19 protein-coding genes and 1 pseudogene are annotated in these 23645 nt (G+C 74.1%); 6 read left to right on the plus strand and 14 right to left on the minus strand.

The genetic code is table 11. The features are described from left to right. Positions 1-13: 13 nt before the first annotated feature. Positions 14-1090 carry an adenosine deaminase gene (locus SM450_RS00995; protein ID WP_474617731.1) on the plus strand — a complete coding sequence of 359 codons (1077 nt, stop codon included), beginning with the start codon at positions 14-16 and terminating at the stop codon, positions 1088-1090. Here SM450_RS00995 and SM450_RS01000 read toward each other — a convergent pair whose 3' ends face one another. After that, positions 1091-1528, minus strand: a complete 438-nt coding sequence (locus SM450_RS01000; RefSeq protein ID WP_474617732.1) for an ATP-binding protein — start codon at positions 1526-1528, stop codon at positions 1091-1093. A 360-nt stretch (positions 1529-1888) separates the two neighbouring features. Here SM450_RS01000 and SM450_RS01005 point away from each other — a divergent pair, with 360 nt between their 5' ends. The 4 genes from SM450_RS01005 (at position 1889) to SM450_RS01020 (ending at position 7028) form a co-directional block, all read left to right on the plus strand. Next, positions 1889-5554: a sensor histidine kinase gene (locus tag SM450_RS01005; RefSeq protein ID WP_474617733.1), complete on the plus strand. Its 3666-nt coding sequence runs from the start codon at positions 1889-1891 to the stop codon at positions 5552-5554. Next, positions 5551-5955, plus strand: a complete 405-nt coding sequence (locus tag SM450_RS01010) for a roadblock/LC7 domain-containing protein (RefSeq protein WP_281585020.1) — start codon at positions 5551-5553, stop codon at positions 5953-5955. Before SM450_RS01005 ends, SM450_RS01010 begins: the two co-directional genes overlap by 4 nt. Positions 5956-6055: 100 nt before the next feature. Beyond that, positions 6056-6433 (plus strand): DUF742 domain-containing protein, encoded by a 378-nt coding sequence (locus tag SM450_RS01015; protein WP_091416218.1) that lies wholly within the window; start codon positions 6056-6058, stop codon positions 6431-6433. Between the two features lies 1 nt (position 6434). After that, positions 6435-7028 (plus strand): GTP-binding protein, encoded by a 594-nt coding sequence (locus SM450_RS01020; protein ID WP_091061022.1) that lies wholly within the window; start codon positions 6435-6437, stop codon positions 7026-7028. A gap of 56 nt (positions 7029-7084) precedes the next feature. Here SM450_RS01020 and SM450_RS01025 read toward each other — a convergent pair whose 3' ends face one another. The 3 genes from SM450_RS01025 to SM450_RS01035 form a co-directional block, all read right to left on the minus strand. Next, positions 7085-8305 carry an ABC transporter substrate-binding protein gene (locus tag SM450_RS01025; protein WP_474617734.1) on the minus strand — a complete coding sequence of 407 codons (1221 nt, stop codon included), beginning with the start codon at positions 8303-8305 and terminating at the stop codon, positions 7085-7087. 125 nt (positions 8306-8430) lie between these two features. Further along, positions 8431-10902, minus strand: coding sequence for a serine/threonine-protein kinase (locus SM450_RS01030; protein ID WP_474617735.1), 2472 nt, complete (start codon positions 10900-10902; stop codon positions 8431-8433). 40 nt (positions 10903-10942) lie between these two features. Then, positions 10943-11941 (minus strand): DNA primase, encoded by a 999-nt coding sequence (locus SM450_RS01035; RefSeq protein WP_474617736.1) that lies wholly within the window; start codon positions 11939-11941, stop codon positions 10943-10945. A 117-nt stretch (positions 11942-12058) separates the two neighbouring features. Here SM450_RS01035 and SM450_RS01040 point away from each other — a divergent pair, with 117 nt between their 5' ends. Next, positions 12059-12400, plus strand: coding sequence for a PadR family transcriptional regulator (locus SM450_RS01040; RefSeq protein ID WP_282286695.1), 342 nt, complete (start codon positions 12059-12061; stop codon positions 12398-12400). A 24-nt stretch (positions 12401-12424) separates the two neighbouring features. On the opposite strand, the gene SM450_RS01045 is transcribed toward SM450_RS01040, so the two are convergent. The 10 genes and pseudogenes from SM450_RS01045 to deoC all read right to left on the minus strand — a co-directional run bounded on the left by SM450_RS01045 (position 12425) and on the right by deoC (position 23597). Then, complete coding sequence (locus SM450_RS01045; protein WP_474617737.1) at positions 12425-13114, minus strand: permease prefix domain 1-containing protein; 690 nt, start codon at positions 13112-13114, stop codon at positions 12425-12427. Positions 13115-13169: 55 nt separating this feature from the next. Further along, a pseudogene (gene cydC, locus SM450_RS01050) lies at positions 13170-15005 on the minus strand (thiol reductant ABC exporter subunit CydC); the annotation flags it as partial. Further along, the gene (gene cydD, locus SM450_RS01055; RefSeq protein WP_474617738.1) at positions 14927-16609 is read right to left on the minus strand and encodes a thiol reductant ABC exporter subunit CydD; all 1683 of its coding nucleotides are present in this window, start codon (positions 16607-16609) and stop codon (positions 14927-14929) included. The pseudogene cydC and the gene cydD, both read right to left, overlap by 79 nt. Then, the gene (locus SM450_RS01060) at positions 16606-17646 is read right to left on the minus strand and encodes a cytochrome d ubiquinol oxidase subunit II (protein ID WP_474617739.1); all 1041 of its coding nucleotides are present in this window, start codon (positions 17644-17646) and stop codon (positions 16606-16608) included. The genes cydD and SM450_RS01060 overlap by 4 nt, the downstream gene beginning before the upstream one ends. Positions 17647-17657: 11 nt before the next feature. Continuing rightward, a complete protein-coding gene (locus tag SM450_RS01065) occupies positions 17658-18905 on the minus strand; it encodes a cytochrome ubiquinol oxidase subunit I (RefSeq protein ID WP_474617740.1) in 1248 nt (415 codons plus the stop codon). Between the two features lie 102 nt (positions 18906-19007). Next, a complete protein-coding gene (locus SM450_RS01070; protein WP_474617741.1) occupies positions 19008-19913 on the minus strand; it encodes a M56 family metallopeptidase in 906 nt (301 codons plus the stop codon). A 10-nt stretch (positions 19914-19923) separates the two neighbouring features. Continuing rightward, positions 19924-20352, minus strand: coding sequence for a BlaI/MecI/CopY family transcriptional regulator (locus tag SM450_RS01075; RefSeq protein ID WP_474617742.1), 429 nt, complete (start codon positions 20350-20352; stop codon positions 19924-19926). A 32-nt stretch (positions 20353-20384) separates the two neighbouring features. Continuing rightward, on the minus strand, positions 20385-21209 hold the full coding sequence (locus SM450_RS01080) for an aldehyde dehydrogenase family protein (RefSeq protein WP_474617743.1): 825 nt from the start codon (positions 21207-21209) through the stop codon (positions 20385-20387). Next, positions 21202-22632 carry an aldehyde dehydrogenase family protein gene (locus tag SM450_RS01085; protein ID WP_474617744.1) on the minus strand — a complete coding sequence of 477 codons (1431 nt, stop codon included), beginning with the start codon at positions 22630-22632 and terminating at the stop codon, positions 21202-21204. The genes SM450_RS01080 and SM450_RS01085 overlap by 8 nt, the downstream gene beginning before the upstream one ends. A gap of 5 nt (positions 22633-22637) precedes the next feature. After that, on the minus strand, positions 22638-23597 hold the full coding sequence (deoC, locus tag SM450_RS01090) for a deoxyribose-phosphate aldolase (protein ID WP_474617745.1): 960 nt from the start codon (positions 23595-23597) through the stop codon (positions 22638-22640). Positions 23598-23645 lie beyond the last annotated feature (48 nt).

A 23645-nucleotide genomic window follows, 5' to 3' on the forward strand; every position in this document is an offset into this window, starting at 1 on the left:
CTAGGGTCTGGGCATGGTCGCAATCTCGTACGAGGACATCGTCAAGGTCCCGAAGGCGCTGCTGCACGATCATCTCGACGGCGGCCTGCGGCCCGCGACGATCGTCGAGCTGGCCGCCGAGGCCGACCACGAACTGCCCACGACCGACGCGGAAGCCCTCGGTCGCTGGTTCGCCGAGGCGGCGAACTCCGGCTCGCTGGAGCGCTACCTGGAGACGTTCGCGCACACCGTGGCCGTGATGCAGACCGCGCCCGCGTTGCGCCGGGTGGCCCGGGAGTGCGCGCTGGACCTGGCCGCCGACGGTGTCGTCTACGCCGAGGTCCGGTTCGCGCCCGAGCAGCACCTGGAGCGGAACCTGAACCTGGACGAGGTGGTCGAGGCGGTGGTCACCGGGTTCCGGGAGGGCAGCGCGTTGGCCGGCGAGGCGGGCACGCCCATCCGGATCGGCACCCTGCTCACCGCGATGCGGCACGCGGCCCGCTCGCAGGAGATCGCCGAGCTGTCCGTGCGGCACCGGGACACCGGTGTGGTCGGCTTCGACATCGCCGGCGCCGAGGCCGGCTTCCCGCCCACCCGGCACCTGGACGCGTTCGAATACCTCCAGCGGGAGAACTTCCACTTCACCATCCACGCCGGCGAGGCGTTCGGGCTGCCCTCGATCTGGCAGGCGATCCAGTGGTGCGGCGCGGACCGGCTCGGCCACGGCGTCCGCATCGTCGACGACATCACCCCGGGCAACCCGCCCGCGCTGGGCCGGCTGGCCGCGTACGTGCGGGACAAGCGCATCCCGCTGGAGCTGTGCCCGTCGTCGAACGTGCAGACCGGCGCGGCGGCGTCGATCGCCGACCACCCGATCGGGCTGCTGCGCGATCTGCGCTTCCGGGCGACGGTGAACACCGACAACCGGCTGATGAGCGGCACCTCGATGTCCCGCGAGATGGCGCTACTCGTGGACGCCTTCGGCTATGGCTGGAAGGAACTCCAGTGGTTCACCATCAACGCGATGAAGAGCGCCTTCATCCCGTTCGACGAGCGCCTGCGGATCATCGATGAGGTGATCAAACCGGCGTACGCCGAGCTGATCGGCTGATCACGACCGGTGCGGGTGGCCGGCGAGCAGGGCGGCCACTCCGCGCAGCACCTCCCGGGACCGGGCCGCCTCCGCGCCGAGCCCGGTCTGTCGGCGCAGCACGGCCGGTTCGGCCCGCAGCAGGGTGATCCCGCGCCGGACCAGCACCCGGGGCGCCTTGCGCTGCTCGGCGAGGTCCCGGGCGAGCCGGCGCAGGAACGTCGCGCCGCGTGGGCGGCGCAGCGCGTACGCCCCGGCGAGCAGTCCCCGCCGCCGGCACTCGGCGACGATCTCGGCCGCGAAGATCCCTTCGGCGACGAAGATTGGCGATCCGTCGACGTCGAATGGCCGGGTGGCTACCCTCCGGTCCGCGCCGATCGCATAAACCGGCACTTCGGCCTTGCCCTCCCGGGCCAATCGGGCAATGGTTTCCACCGCCGTGTCCGCGTCCCAGGACAAGGGAGACTCCCAGTCGACCTGTCCGTTTCGGCGCGGGCACGTAGGGTCGTCGCCGTCCTTGTAGAAGTCGTCCAGGCACAGGACCGGAAGTCCGGTTCGGTGCGCTATGTACGACTTTCCGGAGCCGGACGGCCCGGCGAGGAGAACGACGCGGTGCGGATGATCCATAACCTTCAGTGACTCCGGCCGGACAGATTGCTATCAAATTGCATCAACATCTCATCACACCTCCGGCGAGGGACAACCTGGGCTTTCTCTTTACCGGGCGGCGTGATGGAATCTCGGAGGTCCGACCCGCCGGGTCGGACGCTCGGCGTTGCCCTCAGGTGACGTCGGACGCGGTTTTGCGAGGGCGGTGACGTGAGCAAACGGCCAACGACGGCGGGCTCTTTCCTGTCGCGGCTGAACCGGCCGGCGAGCCGGCTGCGCGACATGCCGATCTGGTCCAAGCTCGGTCTGATCATGATCGTGCCGACCATCGCCACGGTCGTGGTGGGCACAAGCGGTCTGGTCGACCACCTGGAGACGCTCAACAGCGCCAACCGTGCCGGTGACCTGGCCAGCCTGATCGGATACTCGGGCGACCTGGCCGACACGATGCAGGACGAGCGGGTCGGCTCGGTGCTCTTCCTCGGTGCGAGGGAGAACCAGACCCGGGCGCAGTACCAGGAGGCCTACAACCGGGCCAACCAGCGGGTGGACCAGGCGAAGGGCCCCTACTCGCGGCAGCGTGGCGAGCTCAGCGACCTGCCGCGCAACTTCGCGGTCCGGCTGGACGAGATCGACGACCAGCTCAAGGACCTGCCGGCGACCCGCAGCCAGGTGCTGAACGGCAAGCTCAAGATCGACGAGGCGGAGAAGGCGTACGAGCGCCTGATCAACGACCTGCTGTCGATCCGTGACTCGGCCACCCAGCTCGCCGGCGACAACGACCTCAGCGACCGGATGCGCGCCGCCGCCGCGGTGGCCCGGCAGAAGGAATACCTGGCCCAGCGCCGGGTGGTCGTGCACCAGGCGCTCACCCAGAACCAGTACAGTCCGGCGCTGCGCGAGCAGTTCATCGCCAGCGGCACCGCCCAGGCCCAGGCGCTCGCGACCTTCCGGTCCGTCGCCACCCCGGCCGACTCCGAGTTCTTCGACCAGACCGTCGAGGGCCCCGACCTGCGCAAGGCGGACAACCTCACCGGGTTCATGTCGGCGAACAACAGCGGTTCGATGGCGAACGCGCCGTTCGGGCCGGACCAGTGGGACCAGGCCATGGTCGGCAACGCCAAGCTGATCCGCGCGGTCGAGTCCCGACTCGACAGCAACGTGGTCCGGCAGGCCGACACGCTCCGCTCGGACACGCAGCGCCAGGTGTTCCTCGAGACCGGCCTGCTGCTCACCATGCTGCTGCTCGCCATCCTCTTCGCCTACCTGGTCGCCCGCTCGATGGCCCGCTCGCTGCGCGACCTGCGCCAGGGCGCCCTCTCGGTGGCCCAGTACGGCCTGCCGCAGGCGGTGGCCCGGCTGCGTGACCCGCAGGTGACCGGTCAGCTCTCCCCGGTGCAGCTCGCGAACCAGATCGCCGAGCCGCTGCCGGTGCGCAGCAAGGACGAGTTCGGCCAGGTGACCGAGGCGTTCAACGCCGTCCACCTGGAGGCGGTCCGGACCGCGGCCGAGCAGGCCGCCCTGCGTGCGTCCGTCGCGACCATGTTCGTCAACCTGGCCCGCCGCTCGCAGATCCTGGTCGACCGGCTGATCGGCCACCTCGACCGGCTGGAGCGCGGCGAGGAGGACCCGGACCGGCTGGCCGAGCTGTTCCAACTCGACCACCTGGCCACCCGGATGCGCCGCAACGACGAGAACCTGCTGGTCCTCGCCGGCGCGGACTCCACCCGCGTGCAGCGTGAGCCGGCCGCACTTATCGACGTGCTCCGGGCCGCCCAGTCCGAGGTCGAGCACTACACCCGGATCGAGTTCGGCGTGATCGACCGCGACATCGAGGTCGCCGCGCACGCGGTCAACGACCTGGTGCACCTGGTCGCCGAGCTGTTCGACAACGCCACCGCCTTCTCGCCGCCGGACTCGCACGTCATGGTCGAGGCCCGCCGGGTCGGCGACCGCGCCTCGCTCTACGTCGAGGACCGGGGCATCGGCATCAGCGCCGACCAACTGCACGACCTGAACGAGCGACTGGCCACGCCGCCGCAGGTGGACGTGGCGGTCTCCCGGATGATGGGCCTCGTCGTGGTCGCCCGGCTGGCGGCCCGGCACGCCGTCAAGGTCGAGCTGCGGCCGGCCGCCGACCGGGGCACCGTCGCCGACGTCACGCTGCCCACCACGGTCCTGGTGCCCCGTGCCCTGGCCGGTCGCGGGATGCCGGCGCCGGCCCTCCCGGCCGCCGGCCCGCAGCAGGGTGGCCCGGCGCCTGCCTTCGGCGCCGGACCGGCACCTGCCTTCGGTGCCCTGGCCGCGCTCGGCAACGGGCCGCACACCCCGCCGCCGTCGCACCCCGGCGGCTCCGGCAACCAGGTCACGCTCGGCGGCCGGTCCTTCGACCCGGGCCACCGCAACGGCGCCGGCACCCCGGCCAACGCCGGTCGCGCCATGCCAGCCTGGTCCGACCTGACCGGCGCTACCGCGAGCGCCGGTGACGGCTACCCGCCGCGGTCGGCGAACGGCCAGCCGATCGACCCGCTGCCCCAGCGGCGTCACCCGGCCGACGGCGATCCGGGCACCAGTGGCCAGCAGCCGGTGATCCCACGGCAGCTACCAAGTAGCCCCGAGGCCCGGCCGTACAATCCGCCGCCGGTGTCCGCGCCGCCGGTCCCGCCGGTGTCGGCCCCGCCGCTGCCGCCGGTCTCCGGCACTCCGTTCCCGGGCTTCTCCGGCCGTCCGGTCTCCGCCGCGCCGGTCTCCGGCCACCCGGTCTCCGGCGACCCCTACTCGGGCCGCCCGGTCTCCGGCGACCCGTACTCGGGCCGCCCCGTCTCGGCCGCGCCGGTCTCGGGCAACCCGCTTCCGACCCGACCGGTGTCGGCCGCGCCGACCTCCGGCCAGTCCGCCGGTGGCTACCCGGTGTCCGCGCCGCCCGCCGGCCAGTTGCCGTCGCGTCCGGCTCCCGCGCCGCACGTGGGCGCCCCGCCGGTATGGCCGCCGGTCGCCCCGGCCGAGCCGGCCCCGGCTCCCGCGGCGCCGGAACGGCAGTCCGCCAGCCTGGACATGACCACCGAGCTGCCCCGGGTCCCGCGCACCGAGACCCAGCCGGCGGCCCCGCAGCCGACCGCCCAGCCGGCCGCCGCGCCGTCGACGCCGGCCCCCGCGGCGCGGCCCGCCGCGCCGCAGCCGGCCGGCAACCGTCAGCGGTACGCGGACGAGACGATGGAGCTGCCGATCTTCCGGGAGCTCGAGTCCGCCTGGTTCCGCACCCGCCGACCGGGGCCGAGCGAGGAAGCGGCGGCGCCGGCCCCTGCCACGCCGTCGAACGGCGCCCCCACCCAGCAGTTCGCCAAGGTGGACACCGCCGGCCGGCCCGTGCCACAGGCATCCGCGACGACAGGTAACACACCGATGGCGCAGACTCCGACAGCCGGCGGAGCGCCGCGTGACAACCGGGCGGCGAACGGGACCGGCCGTCCCGCGTACGCCGGAGGGCTGCCCACCCGGCAGCCGACGTCGCCGCAGCAGCCCTCACCGCAGCAGTCCTCGCCATGGCAGACCGCGGCCGACGACGGCTGGCGGGCGGCCTCGGCGGCCACCGAGGTCCCGGTCGCGGAGACCACCCAGAAGGGCCTGCCGAAGCGGACGCCGATGGCGCAGCTCGTGCCGGGCAGCATCGACAAGCCGGCACCGGCGGCGCAGCGGCGGACGCCGGAGGCCGTACGGGGTCTGCTCTCGGCCTACCATCGAGGTGTCCAGCGGGGCCGCAACCACCCCACCGACAGCAACACGACCGGCCCGGAGGGCACTCCGGGCGGGCAGCAGTCCTCGCAGTCTGACTCAGGCCCGGTGGCCGGGAGCGGGCAGAAGGAGCAACAAGGATGACTACTACTCAGGATCTCGGATGGCTGCTCGCCAACTTCGCCGACCGGGTGCCCGGGGTGGCGCACGCGGTCGCGGTCTCGGCCGACGGCCTGCTTCTGGCCTCGTCCCGTGACCTTCCGCGGGACCGTGCCGACCAGCTCGCGGCCATCTCCTCGGGTCTGGTCAGCCTGACCCAGGGCGCGGCGCGGTGCTTCGAGGGCGGGGCGGTGCTGCAGACAGTCGTCGAGATGGACAACGGTTTCCTGTTCCTGATGTCCATCTCCGACGGCTCGTCGTTCGCGGTGCTCGCGGCGCGGAGCTGCGACGTGGGTCAGGTCGGGTACGAGATGGCCCTGCTCGTCGACCGGGTGGGTGACGCCCTGACGCCACAGCCGCGCGCGGCTGTGGGGATGATGGGCTGAATGACGCGCTGGCCGGTGGGTCAGGAGCGGGAACAACGAGGACAGCGACGGATGCCACCGGGGCGAGCCGGTGCCGGGTACGAGGGAGGTGAGCGGCTACATGGCGGATCGTGACGAACCAACGGGAGCGTTGGTCCGGCCATACGCCGTGACCCGTGGTCGTACCCGTCCCCGGCTCGATATCGCCCTGGAGGCGCTCGTCGAGACGACGGTGCGCGGCCGAGCAGTGGCCACCGGCAACGGGGGTCAAGGTCGTGAACACCAGTACATCGCCGCGTTGTGTGACGGACGTGTGCAGTCGCTCGCCGAGATCGCGGCGCGGATGCAGCTTCCGCTCGGCGTGGCCCGGGTGCTCATCGCCGACATGGCGACGGATGGCCTGGTCGCGGTGCACGAGCCGACCATTTTGGACGACTCCGACGACGCGGTGGGCACTGAATTGCTGGAGAGGGTGCTGAGTGGACTTCGCAGGCTCTGACATGTCGCACCGGCCGCCGGTGCCGAGCGGGCGCGTGACGTCAGCGAAGATTGTTATCGCCGGTGGGTTCGGCGTCGGCAAGACGACGCTGGTCGGCTCGGTGTCCGAGATCACGCCGCTGACCACGGAGGCGATCATGACCTCCGCGGGCGTCGGCGTCGACGACACCCGGCAGGTGCCGGGCAAGACGACGACCACGGTGGCGATGGACTTCGGTCGTATCTCGATCGACCGTGACCTGATCCTGTACCTCTTCGGTACGCCGGGTCAGACGCGGTTCTGGTTCATGTGGGACGAACTGGTCCGGGGAGCCATCGGCGCGGTGGTGATGGTCGACACCCGCCGGCTCGCCGACTGCTTCGCCGCCATCGACTTCTTCGAGCACCGGCGGCTGCCGTACCTGGTGGCCATCAACTGCTTCGACGGCATGCAGTACCACGACCCGCAGGACGTCCGGGACGCGCTGGCGATCTCCCGTGACGTGCCGGTGGTGCCCTGCGACGCCCGTAACCGGGAGTCGACGAAGCACGTGCTGATCTCGCTTGTCGAGTACGTGCTCACCATGCGGCGCTCGCGGGCCGTCGCGCCCGCCTGACCGACGCGCGGAAAGCGCCCGATGGCCCTGGGCCACCGGGCGTTTCCGGCTGTCCGTCAGGCGTACCGGGTCCAACTGCCCTGGGACACCCGGTAGACACCGAGCGAGTCGGCCTCCATGCCCCCGTGGTGGTCGGCGGTGAACGCGTACCCGCCGGCGATGCCCTCGACCATCTGTGTCTGCAGGAACGCCCGCAACCGGCCCCGGTCGAGGCTCGTCGCCTTGCGCGCCGACGCGGCGAGGAGGTGGAGGGCGTCCGCGGCGTACGGGGCGAAGCCGACCGAGGTGCCGTGGCGCTGGGTGTAGCGGTAGTCGAAGTCCCGACGGGCCACCTGCGCGCCGCTTGTGGCGGTCAGCGCGGAACCACCCAGGCAGGCCGGGTGCACGGCGTACGCCCCCTCGACCGCCTTCGCGTTGGCGCGGCTCAGTGTGTCGTCCACGACCGCGCCGGGGTCGAAGAAGATCGGGCCACGGTGACCGGCCCGCCGCAGTTCCCGGGCCGCCTCGCCGGAGTCGGGCGCGGTGCTCCAGACGATGACGCCGTCCGGGTTGCCGGCGATCGCCCGCTCGGCGGCGGCACGGAAGCTCCGACCGGTCTCCGGCAGGCGGAGCGTGCGCACCAGGCCGATGGTGCTGGTGCCGAGGGCCTCCCGCACCGCCCGTACGCCCGAGTCGCCGTGCGGACCGTCCGCGGCCACCAGGACCACCCGCCGGACCCGCTGTGACTCGAGCAGGTCCACTATCCGGCGGGCCACGTCGCCGCCGTCGGGGGTGAGCTTGAAGCTGAACGTGCGGTCTTCCAGGGGCAGCACGATGCGGTCGGAGTAGCCAAGCGCCAGGAACGGCGTCTTGAGCCGCTGGGCGGCCGACGCGAGGGCGGCGGCGGTCTCCCCGAGGACGCCACCGACCAGGGCGTGTGACCCGGCGTGGGTCAGATCGGCGGCGTGCCGGGCGGCCACCCGAGGGTCGCTGCCGTTGTCCCGGATCTCCAGCCGGATCGACCGGCGCAGGTTGCCGACCGGGATCCCGGACCGGTTCAGTGACTCCGCGGTGATCTCCAGGGCCCGCTGCTGCACCAGACCGAGCGCCGCGCCGCGACCGCTCAGCTCAAGGCTGGCACCGACGACCATGTCCTGGTCGCCGGGTGCGCTGCTGGTCGCGCCCTCGTCCGGCCGCTGCCCCTGCGGGCCGCAACCCGCGAGCAGCAGGCTGCCGACCGCCGCCGCGAGGGCGCCCCGACGGGTGAGCACGGTGGAGTCGAATGCCGGTGTCGCCAATGGAGTCGCCTTTCCACCACGGCGAACACGTGCCGCCGCTGGTCCGCCGGGTATGCTCCCGGCCGACCGGACTCGGCGTCAAATTGTCCGGGTGTGGGCAGGAACACCCCGAGAGGCGGCTCGGGTCAGGACCGGTAGCCCGCGGAGCGGTATTCGAATTCCCGCTCGTCATCGCGGTCGCCGGTGTCCCGGCTGAAGTCCCAGCCGCCGGCTGCCTCCCGGCCCGGGCGACCGCCGACGGCGAAACCGCCGATCTCCTGCCCGCGCCGCCACCCCCGGAAGTAACCGGTGGTGTTCTCGGCGAGGCTGGCCGCGTTGCGGACGATCCGCAGTGGGCGCTCCTCGCGCAGCGGCGAGCCCGGCACCAGGTTGGCCTGTGGAACCCGCTTGGGCAGGCCGGCCTTGGTCTCCGAGCCGACCGCCGGGCGGGCTGCCTGCTCGGCGGCCTGCCAGCCGGTGTCCGCGGTGGACTTCCACTCCAGGTCGGCCTCGTCGCCGTGCCCGACGAACCAGGCGGACCTGGCCTGCGCGAAGATCAACAGGTCGCCGTCGCCCTCGTCGGAAACCGGCGGGGGCCGGTGCTCCTTCGGCGCGGGACGCCGTTCCAGCGGCGGGGGCAGCTCGGCGCGGGCGACCTGCCGGCCGGCGTTGCCGCGGTCGACCAGCCGCAGTGGCGGCGTGTCCAGGCCCGGCTCGGTCGGCCGGTCGAGCTCGCTGCGCAGGGCCCGGTCGGCGAGCGGCGGCGGTTCCACAAGCCGCAGCATCGGCGGCTCCTGCGGCAGGTCGTCGGCGAGCCACGGCGGGGTGACCCGTCCCGGGTCGCTCGGCGCGTCCACGCTCCGCCCGTAGGGGTAGGCGGGTGCCTCGCGCTCCCGGTCGGCCTGGTCGTCGCCGGTGTTGACGAGCGGCCAGTTGGCGCGGGATCCCGGCGGGGCGGATTCCGGCGCCGGGGGGCGCGTGGTCGGCACCGGGATGCTCAGATCGGTGGCGCTGAACCCACCGGTCGGCGGCTCCGGCGTGGTCTTCGGGCGCGGCGGGATGACCGTGCGCTGCCGCTCGGCCCGGGCCTTGTTGATCGCCGCGGTGGTGAGCGTCGGACGGAACGGCTCGCCTGCCTCGGCCGGCGGCACGAGGCCGCGCTGGGACGGTGGGATCGGGGTGATCCCGGGCGGCGGCGGGGGAGGCGCGGAGACCGGCCGGTTGGTCGGCCCGTCCACCCGCGACGGCAGCGGCGCGCCGGTCGGCTCGGGTCGGCTCGGGGATGCGGCGGGGGGCCGGCCCAGCGCCGCCGCCGGGGCGACGGGGGTGACCGGGGCCGGGGCGACCGGCGGTGGCGCGACAGGTGCGGGCGCGACCGGCGGGGGGCCGAGTGGACGGGGGGTGGTCGAGGCGGCCGGGCCGGAGACCGGCTCCGGGCGGCTGCGTCGGCCACCGGGGACCGGCTCGGGGCGGCTGCGTCGGCCGCCCGGATCGGTGGCGTCGAGGTTCGGTTGGGGGCGGCTGCGCCGGCGGCCCGGATCGGTGGCGTCGAGGTCCGGCTCGGGGCGGCTGCGCCGGCCGGCCAGCTCGGCGGCCGGGGCGGGCTCGGACGCCCGCACCGGGCGCAGCCCGGCGGGCGCCGTGGGAGTCAGCTCGTCGACCTGCTCACCACGGCGGGCGGCGGCCCGACGGCCGGCGGCCGGCGCCGGGGTGGCGCGTTCGGCAAGCGCACCCACAAGCGCGTCGCAGCCGGCGTCGCAGGCCCGGACGGAGGCGACGGCCTGCCGCACGGTCTCGGCGACGGCGGCGGTGAGCACCCGGTTGACGGTGGCCCGTCGGGGCGTCTCGGAGACGGCGACCCGCAGCGCGGTCACCGCCTCGGTCACGGTGTCGGTGTCCGCCAGGCCCTCGGCGGAGAGTTGCGCGGCCACCGCGTCGACGGCCGCGCCCAGGTCACGGCCGCGACCGGCGGCGCCGGTAAGCATGCTCGGCTCGGGCAGCGCGTCGAGCACGGCCAGGGCGACCGGCTCGGCGGGATCGAGGTACGCGCGCAGCGCGGCCGGGTAGAGCTCGCGGAGCACCTCGCGCAGCGTCACCGCGGCCGAGTGCCGCCCGCTGGCGAGTGCCGCGTGCGCGGACAGGACCTGCTTGTAGCCGGCGAGGTCGCGCGGCGCCGGGAGGGTCACCGCGGACAGCGCGCCGGCCTGGAGGGCGCGGGCCAGCCCGACCGCCCGGCGCTCGGCCGGCGAGGACTGCATCTCCTCAAGCGAGTCGTCGTCGGCGAAGCGCTCGGCGAAGTCGTCGACCGAGTCGTCGTCCGCGATCGCCAGGGGCCGGCCGGCGGCGCTGAGCAGCGAGGTGACGGTGTGGTCGTCGCTGTCCGCGGCGATGGCCGCGCCGCTCGGCCCACCGGAACGCTCCACCAGCAGCGCGACCAGCCGGGCATAGCCGGCGGGCTCGTCGCCGATCTCACAGACGTGCAGCAGACGGCCTGCGTCGTCGACCACAGCGGACGTCAGCGTCGTTTCGGCCGAAGCCGTTCGGTCGGCCGGATCTGCCGAGGCCAAACCGCAGTACACGCGCACGAGCGCCACGGCGTCGTCCTCCTCCCGGGACACAGGTCTTGTTCTGCCAGAGACTGATGCTCCCCGCTCCGGGTCAGTCGCGCCAGTCCACAACAGCAGAGATCTTGCCGACAATGGTGCGCCAACCCAAACTTGCGGTTTGTGCCCCGATTTTCTTCAGCCGCCTACGGCCCAGGAAACCACCGACTCCGCCGTTGACGGAAGCGCGCAGCGCCTCGTCCAGATCGTCCAGGCTGGAGCCGGCGGAGAGCATGTCGAGCACGGCTGGTAACCGCAGGGCGTACGCCAGGTCACGGGCGATCTCGCCGGCCTCGATCAGCAGCGCGGGATCCCACGCGTCGTGGCCGCCGCGCAGGTTCTCCACGACCAGGTCGAGCTCGTAGGTGTCCTCGTCCAGCGGGGCGACGTCGGCCGGTTCCAGCCGTTCGGACAGTTCATTCCAGCTGTCCAGTTGGGACAGGTCGTTGGGCGCACCGGAACGGATGAAAGTCACAAGTGACTCGGGGGTCTTGAACAGCAGCAGCCGGCCCTTGTGGGTGAGGAAGACCGGCACCTCCTCGTCGCCCGCGGCGTCCTCGTCCTCGTCCGCCTCGTCCTTCTCGTCGCCGTCATCCTCGGCCGGGTCGGCGTCGGCGTCGGAGGCGGCGGTGTCGGCGGCGGCGGCCTTTCCGCGGCGGCGCTCCCCGTCCGTCTTCCCGTCCTCGTCGTCCTCCTCGGCGGAGAGGGCGGCGAACTCCTCGTCGAGGATCACCACCTCTTCGTCGTCCTCGGTCTCGGCGACCTGGCGACGGGCCAGGAAGGGATCGTCCAGGTCGCGCTCGGCGACGTCGGTCGGGGTCAGTTCGCGCGCCGACCGGTAGGCCCGCAGCGTGAAGCCGGTGCCGGCGGGCAGGGCGATCTCCACCGGGTCGATCCGCACCTCGTCCCAGAGGGCGCGATCCGCGGCCGGGCGGTCGGCCTCGACCTCGTCTGCTGCGACCGGCGCGGTGTCGTCGAGCTCGGGCTCGTCGGCGTCGGGCCGTTGGGGCGACTGGCGGGCCACGCTGACCTCCGGGTGCGTTCGGGTGCCCACCCGGCGGCGTCGCGCCGCCGAGTGACTCTGCGCACATACCCTAGTGGTCGACCGGGCGTGGAGGGGAACCCCCACCCTGGTGGCGTCCCGAAGCCCTGACAAGTAGGCTTTCTACGCATGAAGGCGCAGGCGCTGCACGGACATCTCGACGCGCTGCTGCTGGCCGTGCTGGAGCAGGGCGCGCAGCACGGCTACGCGATCATCGAGGCGCTGCGGGCGCGCAGCGGCGGCACGCTCGACCTGCCGACCGGCACCATCTATCCGGCGCTGCGCCGGCTGGAACGGGCCGGCCTGGTCGCAAGCACGTGGAGCACGGTCAACGGCCGGGAACGCCGCACCTATCAGCTCACCGACGCGGGCAGCCGGGCGCTCGCCGGGGAACGGGCCGGCTGGCGGGAGTTCAGCGCCACGGTCGGCCGCTTCCTCGGCGCGGACGAACCGCCTGTCGCGCCGGCCTGATCCAACCGGCTCGCGGGCCACGAGCTATCCGGCCACCCGTGGCCGACGTGCGCTGAGCAACCACCAGCGGGCCGAGCGGGCCAGGGAGAACCAGGCCGCCGACGCCACCACCGCACCGATGATCATCGGTGGCCAGGTCAGCGCAGCGTCCCACAGCCGGACCGACCAGCCGAACAGGGCGCCGCCAGCGAGCGCGCCGACAAGCAGCCCACCTGTCAACCCGAACCCGACCGCCCGGGCCGACCGGACGAGTCGGGGCGAATCCCGCCGGGCGGCGAGCGCGCCGAGCAGCAGCCCGGCCAGCGCCAGCCCGGCGATCACCCCCCAGATGCCGTGCATCGACGTGGAGAGCAGCAGGTAGGCCGCCGGCGGTCGTGGCCCGGCGCTCCAGCTCGACCCGTGCCAGGTCAGGTCCCCGGCGGCCATCAGCACCACCGCCACCGCGAGCGTGCGCAGCGCCAACCCGCGCAGCGCGCCGGCGGCCAGCTCGGCCTGGAAGCCCGGCGCGAGCTGGGCGACGCTGCCGAACTCGGCCACCGCCCGCCGCTCGGCCTCCGCCCGCGGCAGACCGCCCTCCCGGTACGCCTCGGCGGCGTCCTCGAGCGCGTGCCGCGCCTCGGTCAGCAGATCGGCCTTGAGCCGGGACGGCCCGTGCAGTCCCCCGGACAGCTCCCGCAGCCGGTCCTCGACCCGTGCCCCCTGATCCACCCGCATGGCACCAGCCTGCCACCGCGGCCGAGTGCCCGCTTCGGGGAAATCCCCGGAGGACTCAGGGGGACAGCGCGAGGTAGCCGCGCTCGGCGGTCTCCTGGCGCAGCCACTGCTCCCGGTACCAGCCGGTGCGCGCCACCAGCTCGTCATGCCGGCCGCGCTGCGCCACCCGGCCCTCCTCCAGCACCACGATCTCGTCCAGCCCGGCCAGGCCGCTGAGCCGGTGGCTGATCAGCAGCACCGAGTGCCCGGCCGGGACGGCGGCCAGGGCGGAGGCGAGCACCGCGTCGGCCGCCGCCGGGTCGAGCCCTTCGGTCGGCTCGTCGAGCACCAGCACCGGCGGTGCGGCAAGCAACGCCCGGGCCAGCGCCAGCCGCTGCCGTTGCCCGCCGGACAACTGCCCGCCCTGCTCGCCGACCACCGTCTCCCAACCGTCGGGCTGGTCGAGCACCCAGTCCAGCAGCCCCGCCGCCCGGGTGGCGGCGGCCAGTTCCGCCGCACCGGCGTCCGGGCGGCCGAGCAGCAGATTCTCCCGCACCGTGGCGTGGAAGACGTACGCTTCGGCGAGCAGGCCGCCGACCACCCGGGGCAGATGGTCCGCCGGGTGGTCGGACACCGGCCGGCCGCCGACGGTGACCCGGCCGGCGTCCGGGCGTACCGCGCCGGTGAGCGCCGCGGCAAGCGTGCTCTTGCCCGCGCCGCTCGGCCCCACCACGGCGACCCGGCGGCCGGCCGGCAGGTCGAGGTCGACACCGGCCAGGGCGGGCGCGGCACCGGCCCGGTAGCGGACGGTCACGCCGTCGAACCGCACGTCGTGGCCGCCCGGCCCCGGTTCCGCGTCGGCGGCCGGCACCGGTTCCGCACCGGCGGCCGGTGACGGTGCGGCGGGTTCGGCGAGCAGGTCGGCCACCCGGGCCAGCCCGGCCCGGAGCTGGGTGCGCTGCCGGGCCGCCGCGACCAGGGCGAGGGCCACCTCGACGGTGGCGAGCGTGCCCACCGCGAGCACGCCCACGAGCACCCCGCCCACCCCGGCGCGCAGCGCCACGACCACCACCGCGGCGGCGGTGAGGCCGCCCACAAGCACGCCTGCCGCGTCCACCGCGAAGCCGGTGGCGGCGAGCCGGCGCTCCAGCCGGGCCAGCCGGCCGGCCCGCCCCTGCACGGCGGCAAGCGCGGCGCCTGTCGCGCCGAAGGCGGCCAGGTCGGCGGCGCCGTGGGTGAGGTCGACCGCGTCCACGGCGAGCGCGCCGCGCAACGGCGCCACCTCGTCGGCGGCCCGGCGGGTGAACCGGGTGGCAAACGCCGGCAGCGCCACCCCGGCCACCAGCAGGCCGATCGCGAGCACGCCGGCGGCCGGCGGCGAGATCAGCGCGGCGCCACCGACGGCGAGCAGGCTGACCAGGGCCGCCGCGGCCCCGGGCACGAGCACCCGCAGCAGCAGGTCCTGAGCCGCCTCCACGTCGGAGACCAGCCGGCTCAGCGCGTCCCCGGTGCGCCGGTCGGCGGCGTCGCGCCGGGCGGCGAGCGTGGCGAAGACCCGGGCCCGGACGTCGGTGATCATGCGGAGCACGGCGTCGTGCCCGGCGAGCCGTTCGGTGTAGCGGAACACGCCCCGGCCGACCGCGAGCGCCCGTACCGCGACGATCGCCACGGTCAGCCGGTCCAGCGGTGGCCGGCCGGCGGCGCTCATCAACAGCCAGGTGGCGGTGGCCATCAGCGCCAGCCCGGCGAACTCGGTCGCCGCGGCGAGCAGGCCGGCGCCCAGCAGCCGGCCCAGGTACGGCCGGGCCAGGCGCAGCACGGCCCGCTCGGGCGTCATCGGGTCACCGCCGCACCTGTGGCCGTCGGGTGCAGCTCGGTGACCCGGCCGTCGGAGACGCGCAGGATCCGGTCGGCGTCGGCAAGCAGCGCGGGCCGGTGCGCGACAAGCAGCGCGGTCCGCCCGGCGACCAGCCGCCGGGTGGCGTCCAGGACCACCGCCTCGCTGGCGCTGTCCAGGCGGGCGGTCGGCTCGTCCAGGAGCACCACCGGGGCGTTCCGGAGAAACGCCCGGGCCAGCGCGACGCGCTGCCGCTGCCCGCTGGACAGGCCGTGACCGCGCTCGCCGAGCCGGGTGTCGAGCCCGTCGGGCAGCGCGGCGACCACCTCGTCGAGCGCCGCGTCGGCGACGGCGGCGGCAAGCGCGTCGTCGGCCGTGTCCGGGGCGCCGAGGCGGATGTTGTCGGCGAGCGACCCGGCGAACAGGTGCGCCCGCTGCGGCACCCAGGCCAGCTCGCGACGCCAGGCGTCGTGATCCACCCCGGTCAGGTCGACGCCGTCCACGGTGATCCGGCCGGCGGTCGGGGTGACGAAGCCGAGAAGCAGGTTGAGCAGCGTGCTCTTGCCCGCGCCGCTCGGCCCGATGATCGCCACCCGGTCGCCGGGCCGGATGGTGAGCGTGACGTCGCGCAGCGCGGTCGTCCGGTCGTACGCGACCGTCACGCCCTCGAAGCGGATCTCGCCGCGGCCGTCCGGGGCCGGACGGCGATCGCCGCGGGGCCCGGCGGCGGGGTCGGTCGCGGACAGGGTGAGCGCCTCGTCAAGCGCGGCGAGCCCCTCCATGCTGGCGTGGAACCGGCTGCCGGCGGCCCGCAGCGGCAGGTACGCCTCCGGGGTGAGCAGCAGTACCAACAGCGCGGTGGAGAGCGTGATGCCGCCGCCCAGCAGGCGGAGCCCGACCGGCACCGCCACAAGCGCCACGGAGAGCGTGGCGACCAGTTCCAGGACCAGCGCGGACAGGAACGCGATCCGGAGCGTCCGCATGGTGGCCTCGCGGTGCCCGTCGGCCATCCGGCGCACCACGTCGACCTGGGCCCGGGCCCGGCCGAACGCGCGCAGCGTGGGCAACCCGGCGACCATGTCGAGGAAGTGCCCGCCGAGCAGCGACAGTCGCCGCCACTGCCGTTCCGTGGCGGCCTGCGCCTGCCAGCCGAGCAGCGCCCCGAAGATCGGGATGAGCGGGATGGTGAACGCGATGGTCAGCGCCGAGCTCCAGTCGGCGAACACGATCCGGGCCAGCACCGCCACCGGCACGGTCACGCTCAGCACGAGCTGCGGCAGGTAGCCGGTGAAGTAGGGGTCGAGCGCGTCCAGCCCGCGACCGGCAAGCGTGGCGAGCTGCCCGGCCCGCTGGCCGACGACCCAGGTGGGACCGTGCCGGCCGACCGCGCGGAGCAGATCCGCCCGCAGCGCCGCCTTGACCGTCGCGGCGGCCCGCGCCGCCACCGTGCCCTGCGCCCAGCCGACGAGCGCCCGGGCCGCGACCGCCGCCAGGAGACCGGCGAGCGCCGGCCGGTGCAGCCGCCCGTCGATCGCGGTGGCGAGCAGCGTGGCAAGCGCGGTGGCCTGGGCGACCACGAGCAGCGCGGTCGCGCCGCCCAGCAGCGCGAGCACGGCGAGGTCGCGCCGGGCCGCGGGGACCCGGCGCAGCAGACGCGGGTCGAACGGACGGCGGTTCACCAGTACACCGGTGCCCTGCCGTCGATCCGTCCCCGGAACACCCACCAGCACATCGCCTGAAAGCCTAGTAGGGCCGGCACGAGCGGCAGCACGAGCCAGCCCAGCAGCGCCAGCGTCGGGCGGCTCGCCGCCGCCCCGGCGACGGTGAGTGAGGCCGCCGGGTCGGTGGTGGAGACCAGGACCCGGGGCCAGAGCGCGGCGCCGACAAGCGGCGCGGGCAGCGCCAGCGCCGCCGCGGTGGCGACGAAGGCCACCCCGGCCCGACCCCGGCGCAGCGCCGCGCGGGCCACCAGCAGCGCCGCCACAAGCGCCAACGGCAGGAGTACGGCGATGGCCGGCCGCGCCACGGCAGCGCGTACCCGGTCGGAGAGCAGGCCGAGGACGGTGGCCGCGGCGACCGCGGTGAGCGCGGCGGGCACCAGGCCGCGGGCCAGGCGGGCGTACGCGGGCGCGTCGGCGGCCGGCAGCCGGAGCGTGAGGAACGTCGCACCGTGCACCGCGACAAGCGCGAGCAGCGTCAGCCCGGCGGCGGCCGAGAACGGGGTGACCACGTGGCCGACGCCTGCCACGTGCCCGTCGGCGGTGCGCGGCACCCCCTGGAGCAGCCCGCCGAGCAGCGCGCCCCAACCCAGCGCGGCAAGCACGCCGCCGACCACGACGATCCGGTCCCAGCCGGCCCGGGGCGCCTCGCCGCCCGCCCGGCCGCGCAGTTGCACGCCGGCGGTCACCAGCACCACCCCCGCCAGCGCGCCGAGCACCACCGGGTAGAAGCCGGAGAGCAGCTCGCCCTCCAGGGCGGGGAAGGCGCCGAACAGGATGCCGACCGAGGCCACCAGCCACACCTCGTTGCCGAGGAAGAACGGGCCGACGGCGGTGAGCGCGGCACGCCGGCCCGTCGTCCCGCCCGCGGCGGTGGCGCCGCCGGGAGTGGTGGTGGCGCGTCGGGCCAGCAGCAGGGCGACGCCGTAGTCGTAGCCGCCGAGCACCAGGTAGGCGGCGAAGAAGAGGCCGAGCAGGGCGTACCAGGCGAGTTCCACGGCGGGCTCCCTCAGGCGAACACGGGCTGGCGGTCGGTGTCGGTGTCGGGCGCGGGCGGGCGGCCCAGGGCGGGGTCGAGCGCGCCCCGGGCGGCGTGCCGGGCCAGCAGCACCCAGTTGGCGACCGCGAGCGCGCCGAGCAGCAGGCCGAACCCGACGAGCGAGGTGAGCATCAGCCCGGGCGAGACCTGCGACACGGCCTGCGAGGTGGGCAGCAGCCCGTACGCCGCCCAGGGCTGGCGGCCCACCTCCCGGGCGATCCAGCCGAGCAGCACCGCCGCGAACGGCAGCGGCAGGCCGACCAGGACCAGCCGGAGCGGGAACCTCAGCCGGATGATCCAGTCGCGCCACAGCAGCGGCAGCAGGAGCCAGAGGCAGCCCAGGGTGAAGCCGATCAGGATCATGAGGCCGAGACCGACGCCGGACAGCGCCGGCGGGGTCCAGTCGCCGGGGCCGAACCGCGTGGTCCAGTCGGCGACCGTCGCGTCCCGGTCCGGGCCGCCGCCGAACTTGGTCGGCTGGAGCTGCCCGACCGGGCCGAACTGGGCGAAGCCGAAGCCCTGCAACGCGGTCACCGCGACCGCCGCGGTGACCAGGCCGAGCCGCAGCGAGGTGCGGAAGAGCAGGAAATCGGGGGTACGCCGGAGCAGGTGCCAGGCGCTGACGGCGGCCATCAGCAGCCCGCCGGTGACCAGGCTCGCCGACAGCACGTGACCGAACGCGAAGCCGAACGTGGGGTTGGTGACGAGCGCGCCGAAGTCGGTCAGGTGGGCGACGCCGTCGCGTACCTCGTAGCCGACCGGGTGCTGGAGCCAGGCGTTCGCCACCATGATCCAGAACGCCGAGGCGTACGCGGTGAGCGCGACGCCCCAGAGCAGCGCCAGGTGCACGCCGCGCCGGAGCCGGTGCCACCCGAAGATCCACATGCCGAGGAACGTGGACTCCAGGAAGAACGCGACGAGCGTCTCGATGGCCAGGGGCGCGCCGAACACGTTGCCCACGTAGCGCGACAGGCCGCTCCAGTTCAGCCCGAACTGGAACTCCATCACGATCCCGCTGGCGATGCCGAGCACATAGTTGATCACGTAGAGCTGGCCCCAGAACCTGGTCAGCCGCTCGTACACCGGCTTGCCGGTGAGATAGCCGGCGGTCTGGAGCCCGACCAGCAGGGTGACCAACCCGAGTGTGACCACCACGAAGAGGAAGTGGATCGAGGTGGTGGTGGCGAACTGAAGTCGGGCGAGGAGCAGGGGGTCCATGGCCGTCCTCCCACAGGTTGGCTCCCTTGTCGTAGCCACCCTACACGTAGAATAACTACCTATGCGGGCCGGTGGCGGGGCGAACCCGCGGCGGGCGGGCTCTTAGCTCAGGAACAGGGAGATCGGCAGCGCGACCAGGGTGGCGGCCACGGCCAACGCGGCGGCGCCGAGCACCCGGGGCGGGCGGTCCGCGACAAGCAGCCGCTGCACCCGTACGTCAAGGTCGCGATCGCCGATGCCGAGCGTGCCGGCCGGCGTGACCCGGTGCCCGGCGGCGGCGAACCGGCGCAGCGCGCCGGCAAGCGGCTCCTCCGCGTGCAGCTCCCGGGCCTTGTCGTCGGCGCGCATCTCGACGAGCAGCGCCACCCGGGCGTGCGCGTCGCGCACCCAGCGGAACCACGGCAGCGCCCGGCACAACGCGGTGAACGGCAGCAGCACCAGGTCGTGCCGCTCCTGCGCGTGCGCCCGCTCGTGGGTGAGCACCGCCGCCAGCTCGGCCGGGTCGAGCAGGTCGACAGTGCCGGCGCTGACCACCACCCGGGGCCGCACCCCGGGCAGGCAGTAGGCCGCCGCGCTCGGATGGTCGAGCACCAGCGCGCCGGGCACCGTCGGGTCGCGCCGGGCCACCAGACTGAGCAGCTCCCGGTGCCGGCGCTGGGCGCGTACCGCCCCCTGCACCGCGCGCACGGTGGTGGTGAGCAGCACCGCGCCGATGCCGAAGCCGACCCCGACCAGGCCGAGGTGCGCCACGCCCACGCCGGCCGGCAGCGTGCCATGGGTCAGGTCGCCGGTGAGCGCCACAAGCGCGCTCCCGGTCGGCCGGTCGTAGGCGGTGAGCCCGACCGCCATCGGCAGCCCCATGGCGGAGAGCCCGAGCGCCAACCCGACCGCCTGCCAACAGACGATCGCCACCCGCGGCGCGCGCCACGTCCACCGCGCGGCGGCGAGGACCTGCGCGGTCAGCCAGCAGGCCAGGATGGTCGCGGCGAAGTGCACGGCGTACGCCACGGCGGCGGCCCTACCGGTCCGTCGCCTCGTCGAGCGCCGGCCCGGCGGGCCGCGGACCCTCGACCCGTCCGGTCCCCCCGGCCTCGGCGGCGAGCGCGGCGCGGAGCACGTCCGCCTCCGTGCCGGTCACCGAGCGGGCGAAGCGCACGAGCGCGGCGTCCCGGCTGCCGCCCAGGTCGAGGGCGTCGAGCATGAGTTGGGCGATGTGCGCCTCCCGGGTGGCGGCGGGCCGGTAACGCCAGGCCCGCCCCTCCCGCTCGCGCTGCACCATGCCCTTGCCGGCGAGCCGGTCGAGCACTGTCATCACGGTCGTGTACGCCAACTCCCGCCCGTCGAGGGCGTCGGCGACCTCGCGCACGGTCACGCCGTCCGGCGTGGCGGGCGCCGAATCCCACAGCACGTCCATCACCGCACGCTCAAGGTCCCCCAGCCGAGTCACCCCCCAATCCTACCCCCCGTAGTAGAGAGGGGTCAGGTGCCCTTGGGGTGCCATACGGTCTTCGTCTCCAGGAGGGTGGTCATCCGGGTGACGCCCGGGTCGGCGTGCCAGTCGTGGTCGGTCGGGGCCGGCCGGAGGACCCGCTTGAGGTTCTCCGCGGCCTTGACCTCCAGCTCCGCCGCCAGATCGGCGTCGGCGACGCCGGTCAGGTCGATCGCGTTGACGTCCATGTGCGCGGCAAGCGTCGGCACCGTCTCGGACAGCCGGCCGGTGAGGATGTTGACCACGCCGCCGGGCAGGTCGGAGGTGGCAAGCACCTCGGCCAGGGTCACCGCCGCCAGCGGCGCCGCCGGGGAGGCGGCCACCACGACGGTGTTGCCGGTGACGATCGCCGGGGCGACCACGCTCACCAGGCCGAGCAGCGCCGGCGCCTCGGGGGCCACCACCGCCACCACGCCTGTCGGCTCCGGCGCGGACAGGTTGAAGTACGGGCCGGCCACCGGGTTCGCCCCGCCGTAGACCTGCGGCAGCTTGTCCGCCCAACCGGCGTACCAGACCCAGCGGTCGATCGCCGCGTCCACCTCGTCGGCCGGTACGCCGAGCGCCACGAACTGCTCGCGCCGGCCCTCAAGCATCTCGGCGATCCGGTAGAGGATCTGGCCCCGGTTGTAGGCGGTCGCCCCGGCCCAGCCCTTCACCGCGGCCCGGGCGGCGACCACCGCGTCCCGCGCGTCCTTGCGGGAGGCCAACGACACGTTCGCGGATTGCACCAGATACGACCGTCCCGACTCGCTGCGCGGGAACTTCCCGCCGATGAAGAGCTTGTACGTCTTGCGTACCGCGACCCGCTCAGACATTGAGGTACGCCTCCAGCCCGTGCCGGCCGCCCTCGCGACCGTAGCCCGACTCCTTGTAGCCACCGAACGGCGAGGTCGGGTCGAACTTGTTGAACGTGTTGGCCCAGACCACGCCGGCGCGCAGCCGGTCGGCCACCCACAGGATCCGGGAGCCCTTGTCGGTCCAGATCCCGGCCGACAGGCCGTACGGCGTGTTGTTGGCCTTCTCCACCGCCTCCGCCGGGGTGCGGAAGGTGAGCACGGACAGCACCGGGCCGAAGATCTCCTCGCGGGCGATCCGGTGCGCCTGGGTGACGCCGGTGAAGATGGTCGGCGCGAACCAGAAACCGCGGTCGGGCAGCTCGCACGGCGGCGACCAGCGCTGCGCGCCCTCGGCGGCGCCGGCCTCGGACAGCTCGCGGATCCGGCTCAGTTGCTCGGCCGAGTTGATCGCGCCGATGTCGGTGTTCTTGTCGAGCGGGTCGCCGAGCCGCAGCCGGGCCATCCGCCGCTTGAGCGACTCCAGCACCTGGTCCGCGACCGACTCCTGGACCAGCAGGCGGGAGCCGGCGCAGCAGACGTGCCCCTGGTTGAAGAAGATGCCGTTGACGATCCCCTCGACCGCCTGGTCGACCGGGGCGTCGTCGAAGACGATGTTGGCGGCCTTGCCACCCAACTCCAGGGTGAGCTTCTTGCGGGTGCCGGCGACGGCACGCGCGATGGCCTTGCCGACCTCGGTGGAGCCGGTGAACGCGACCTTGTCCACGCCCGGATGCTCGACGAGCGCCCGGCCGGTGTCGCCGGCGCCGGTGACGATGTTGACCACGCCGGGCGGCAGGTCGGCCTGCTGGCAGATCTCGGCGAAGAGCAGCGCGGTGAGCGGGGTGGTCTCGGCCGGCTTCAGCACCACGGTGTTGCCGGCGGCGAGCGCTGGGGCGATCTTCCAGGCCAGCATGAGCAGCGGGAAGTTCCACGGGATGACCTGCGCCGCGACGCCGAGCGGGCGCGGGTTCGCACCGAACCCGGCGTGCTCCAGCTTGTCGGCCCAGCCGGCGTAGTAGAAGAAGTGTGCGGCCACGAGCGGCAGGTCGACGTCGCGGGACTCCCGGATCGGCTTGCCGTTGTCGAGCGACTCCAGCACCGCCAGCTCGCGCGAGCGCTCCTGGACGATCCGGGCGATCCGGAACAGGTACTTGGCCCGGTCCCGGCCCGGCATCGGACCCCAGACCTTCTCGTACGCCGTCCGGGCGGCCCGGACCGCGCGGTCCACGTCCTCGCTTCCGGCCTCGGCGATCTCGGCCAGGACCTCCTCGGACGCCGGGTTGACCGACTTGAAGCTGCCGCCGTCGGACGGGTCGACGAACGCTCCGTCGACGAAGAGCCCGTACGAGGGCTTGAGGTCGACCACCGAGCGCGACTCGGGGGCGGGTGCGTATTCGAACATCGCGTTCAGTCCAGGGTGAAGTAGTCGGGGCCGGCGTAGACGCCGGTCGTCAGCTTGGTGCGCTGCATCAGCAGGTCGTTGAGGAGGCTCGACGCGCCGAACCGGAACCAGTCCGGGTCGAGCCAGTCGGCGCCGACTGTCTCGTTGACCATGACCAGGTACTTGATCGCGTCCTTGGTGTTCTTGATGCCGCCGGCCGGTTTCACGCCGACCTGCCGCCCGGTGGCGGCGCGGAAGTCGCGGACCGCCTCCAGCATCACCAGGGTCACCGGGAGCGTGGCCGCGACCGGGACCTTGCCGGTGGAGGTCTTGATGAAGTCGCCGCCGGCAAGCATGGCGAGCCAGGAGGCACGCCGCACGTTGTCGTAGGTGGCCAACTCACCGGTTTCCAGGATGACCTTGAGGTGGGCGTCCCCGCACGCCTCCTTGGTGGCCACGATCTCGTCGTACACCTCCGAGTAGCGCCCGGCCAGGAACGCGCCCCGGTTGATCACCATGTCGATCTCGTCGGCGCCCGCGGCGACGGCGGCCCGGGTGTCGGCGAGCTTGACCTCCAGCGGCGCCTGGCCGGACGGGAAGGCGGTCGCCACGCTCGCCAGGTGCACGCCCGAGCCGGCCAGCACCTCGGCCACGTACGGGACCATGGCGGGATAGACGCAGACCGCGCCGACGTGCGGGCAGCTCGGGTCGGCCGGGTCGGGACGCAGTGCCTTCGCGGCGAGGGCCCGCACCTTGCCCGGGGTGTCGGCCCCTTCGAGCGTGGTCAGGTCGACCATCCGGATCGCCAGGTCGATCGCCTCGGCCTTGGCCGTGGTCTTGATGGAACGGGTGCCGAGTTGGGCCGCCCGCTGCTCCGCGCCGACCTGGTCCACGCCCGGTAGGCCGTGCAGGAAGGTCCGCAGAGCGGTCTCGGATCGTCCCAGCTCGGAGAGGTCCGACCGGGCCGACGTCGTTGTCGCCGTCATGCCCCGAATAGTACGCACCCGCGAGTCGAGTGATCTTAGTCACGCCGG

The organism is Micromonospora marincola (assembly GCF_056150385.1).

Coding starts and splice junctions, on each gene's coding strand:
- deoC (WP_474617745.1), bottom strand. CDS start 23,597: ATGACGGCGACAACGACGTCGGCCCGGTCGGACCTCTCCGAGCTGGGA.
- SM450_RS01010 (WP_281585020.1), top strand. CDS start 5,551: ATGACTACTACTCAGGATCTCGGATGGCTGCTCGCCAACTTCGCCGAC.
- SM450_RS01020 (WP_091061022.1), top strand. CDS start 6,435: ATGTCGCACCGGCCGCCGGTGCCGAGCGGGCGCGTGACGTCAGCGAAG.
- SM450_RS01040 (WP_282286695.1), top strand. CDS start 12,059: ATGAAGGCGCAGGCGCTGCACGGACATCTCGACGCGCTGCTGCTGGCC.
- SM450_RS00995 (WP_474617731.1), top strand. CDS start 14: ATGGTCGCAATCTCGTACGAGGACATCGTCAAGGTCCCGAAGGCGCTG.
- SM450_RS01085 (WP_474617744.1), bottom strand. CDS start 22,632: ATGTTCGAATACGCACCCGCCCCCGAGTCGCGCTCGGTGGTCGACCTC.
- SM450_RS01080 (WP_474617743.1), bottom strand. CDS start 21,209: ATGTCTGAGCGGGTCGCGGTACGCAAGACGTACAAGCTCTTCATCGGC.
- SM450_RS01015 (WP_091416218.1), top strand. CDS start 6,056: ATGGCGGATCGTGACGAACCAACGGGAGCGTTGGTCCGGCCATACGCC.
- SM450_RS01045 (WP_474617737.1), bottom strand. CDS start 13,114: ATGCGGGTGGATCAGGGGGCACGGGTCGAGGACCGGCTGCGGGAGCTG.
- SM450_RS01065 (WP_474617740.1), bottom strand. CDS start 18,905: ATGGACCCCCTGCTCCTCGCCCGACTTCAGTTCGCCACCACCACCTCG.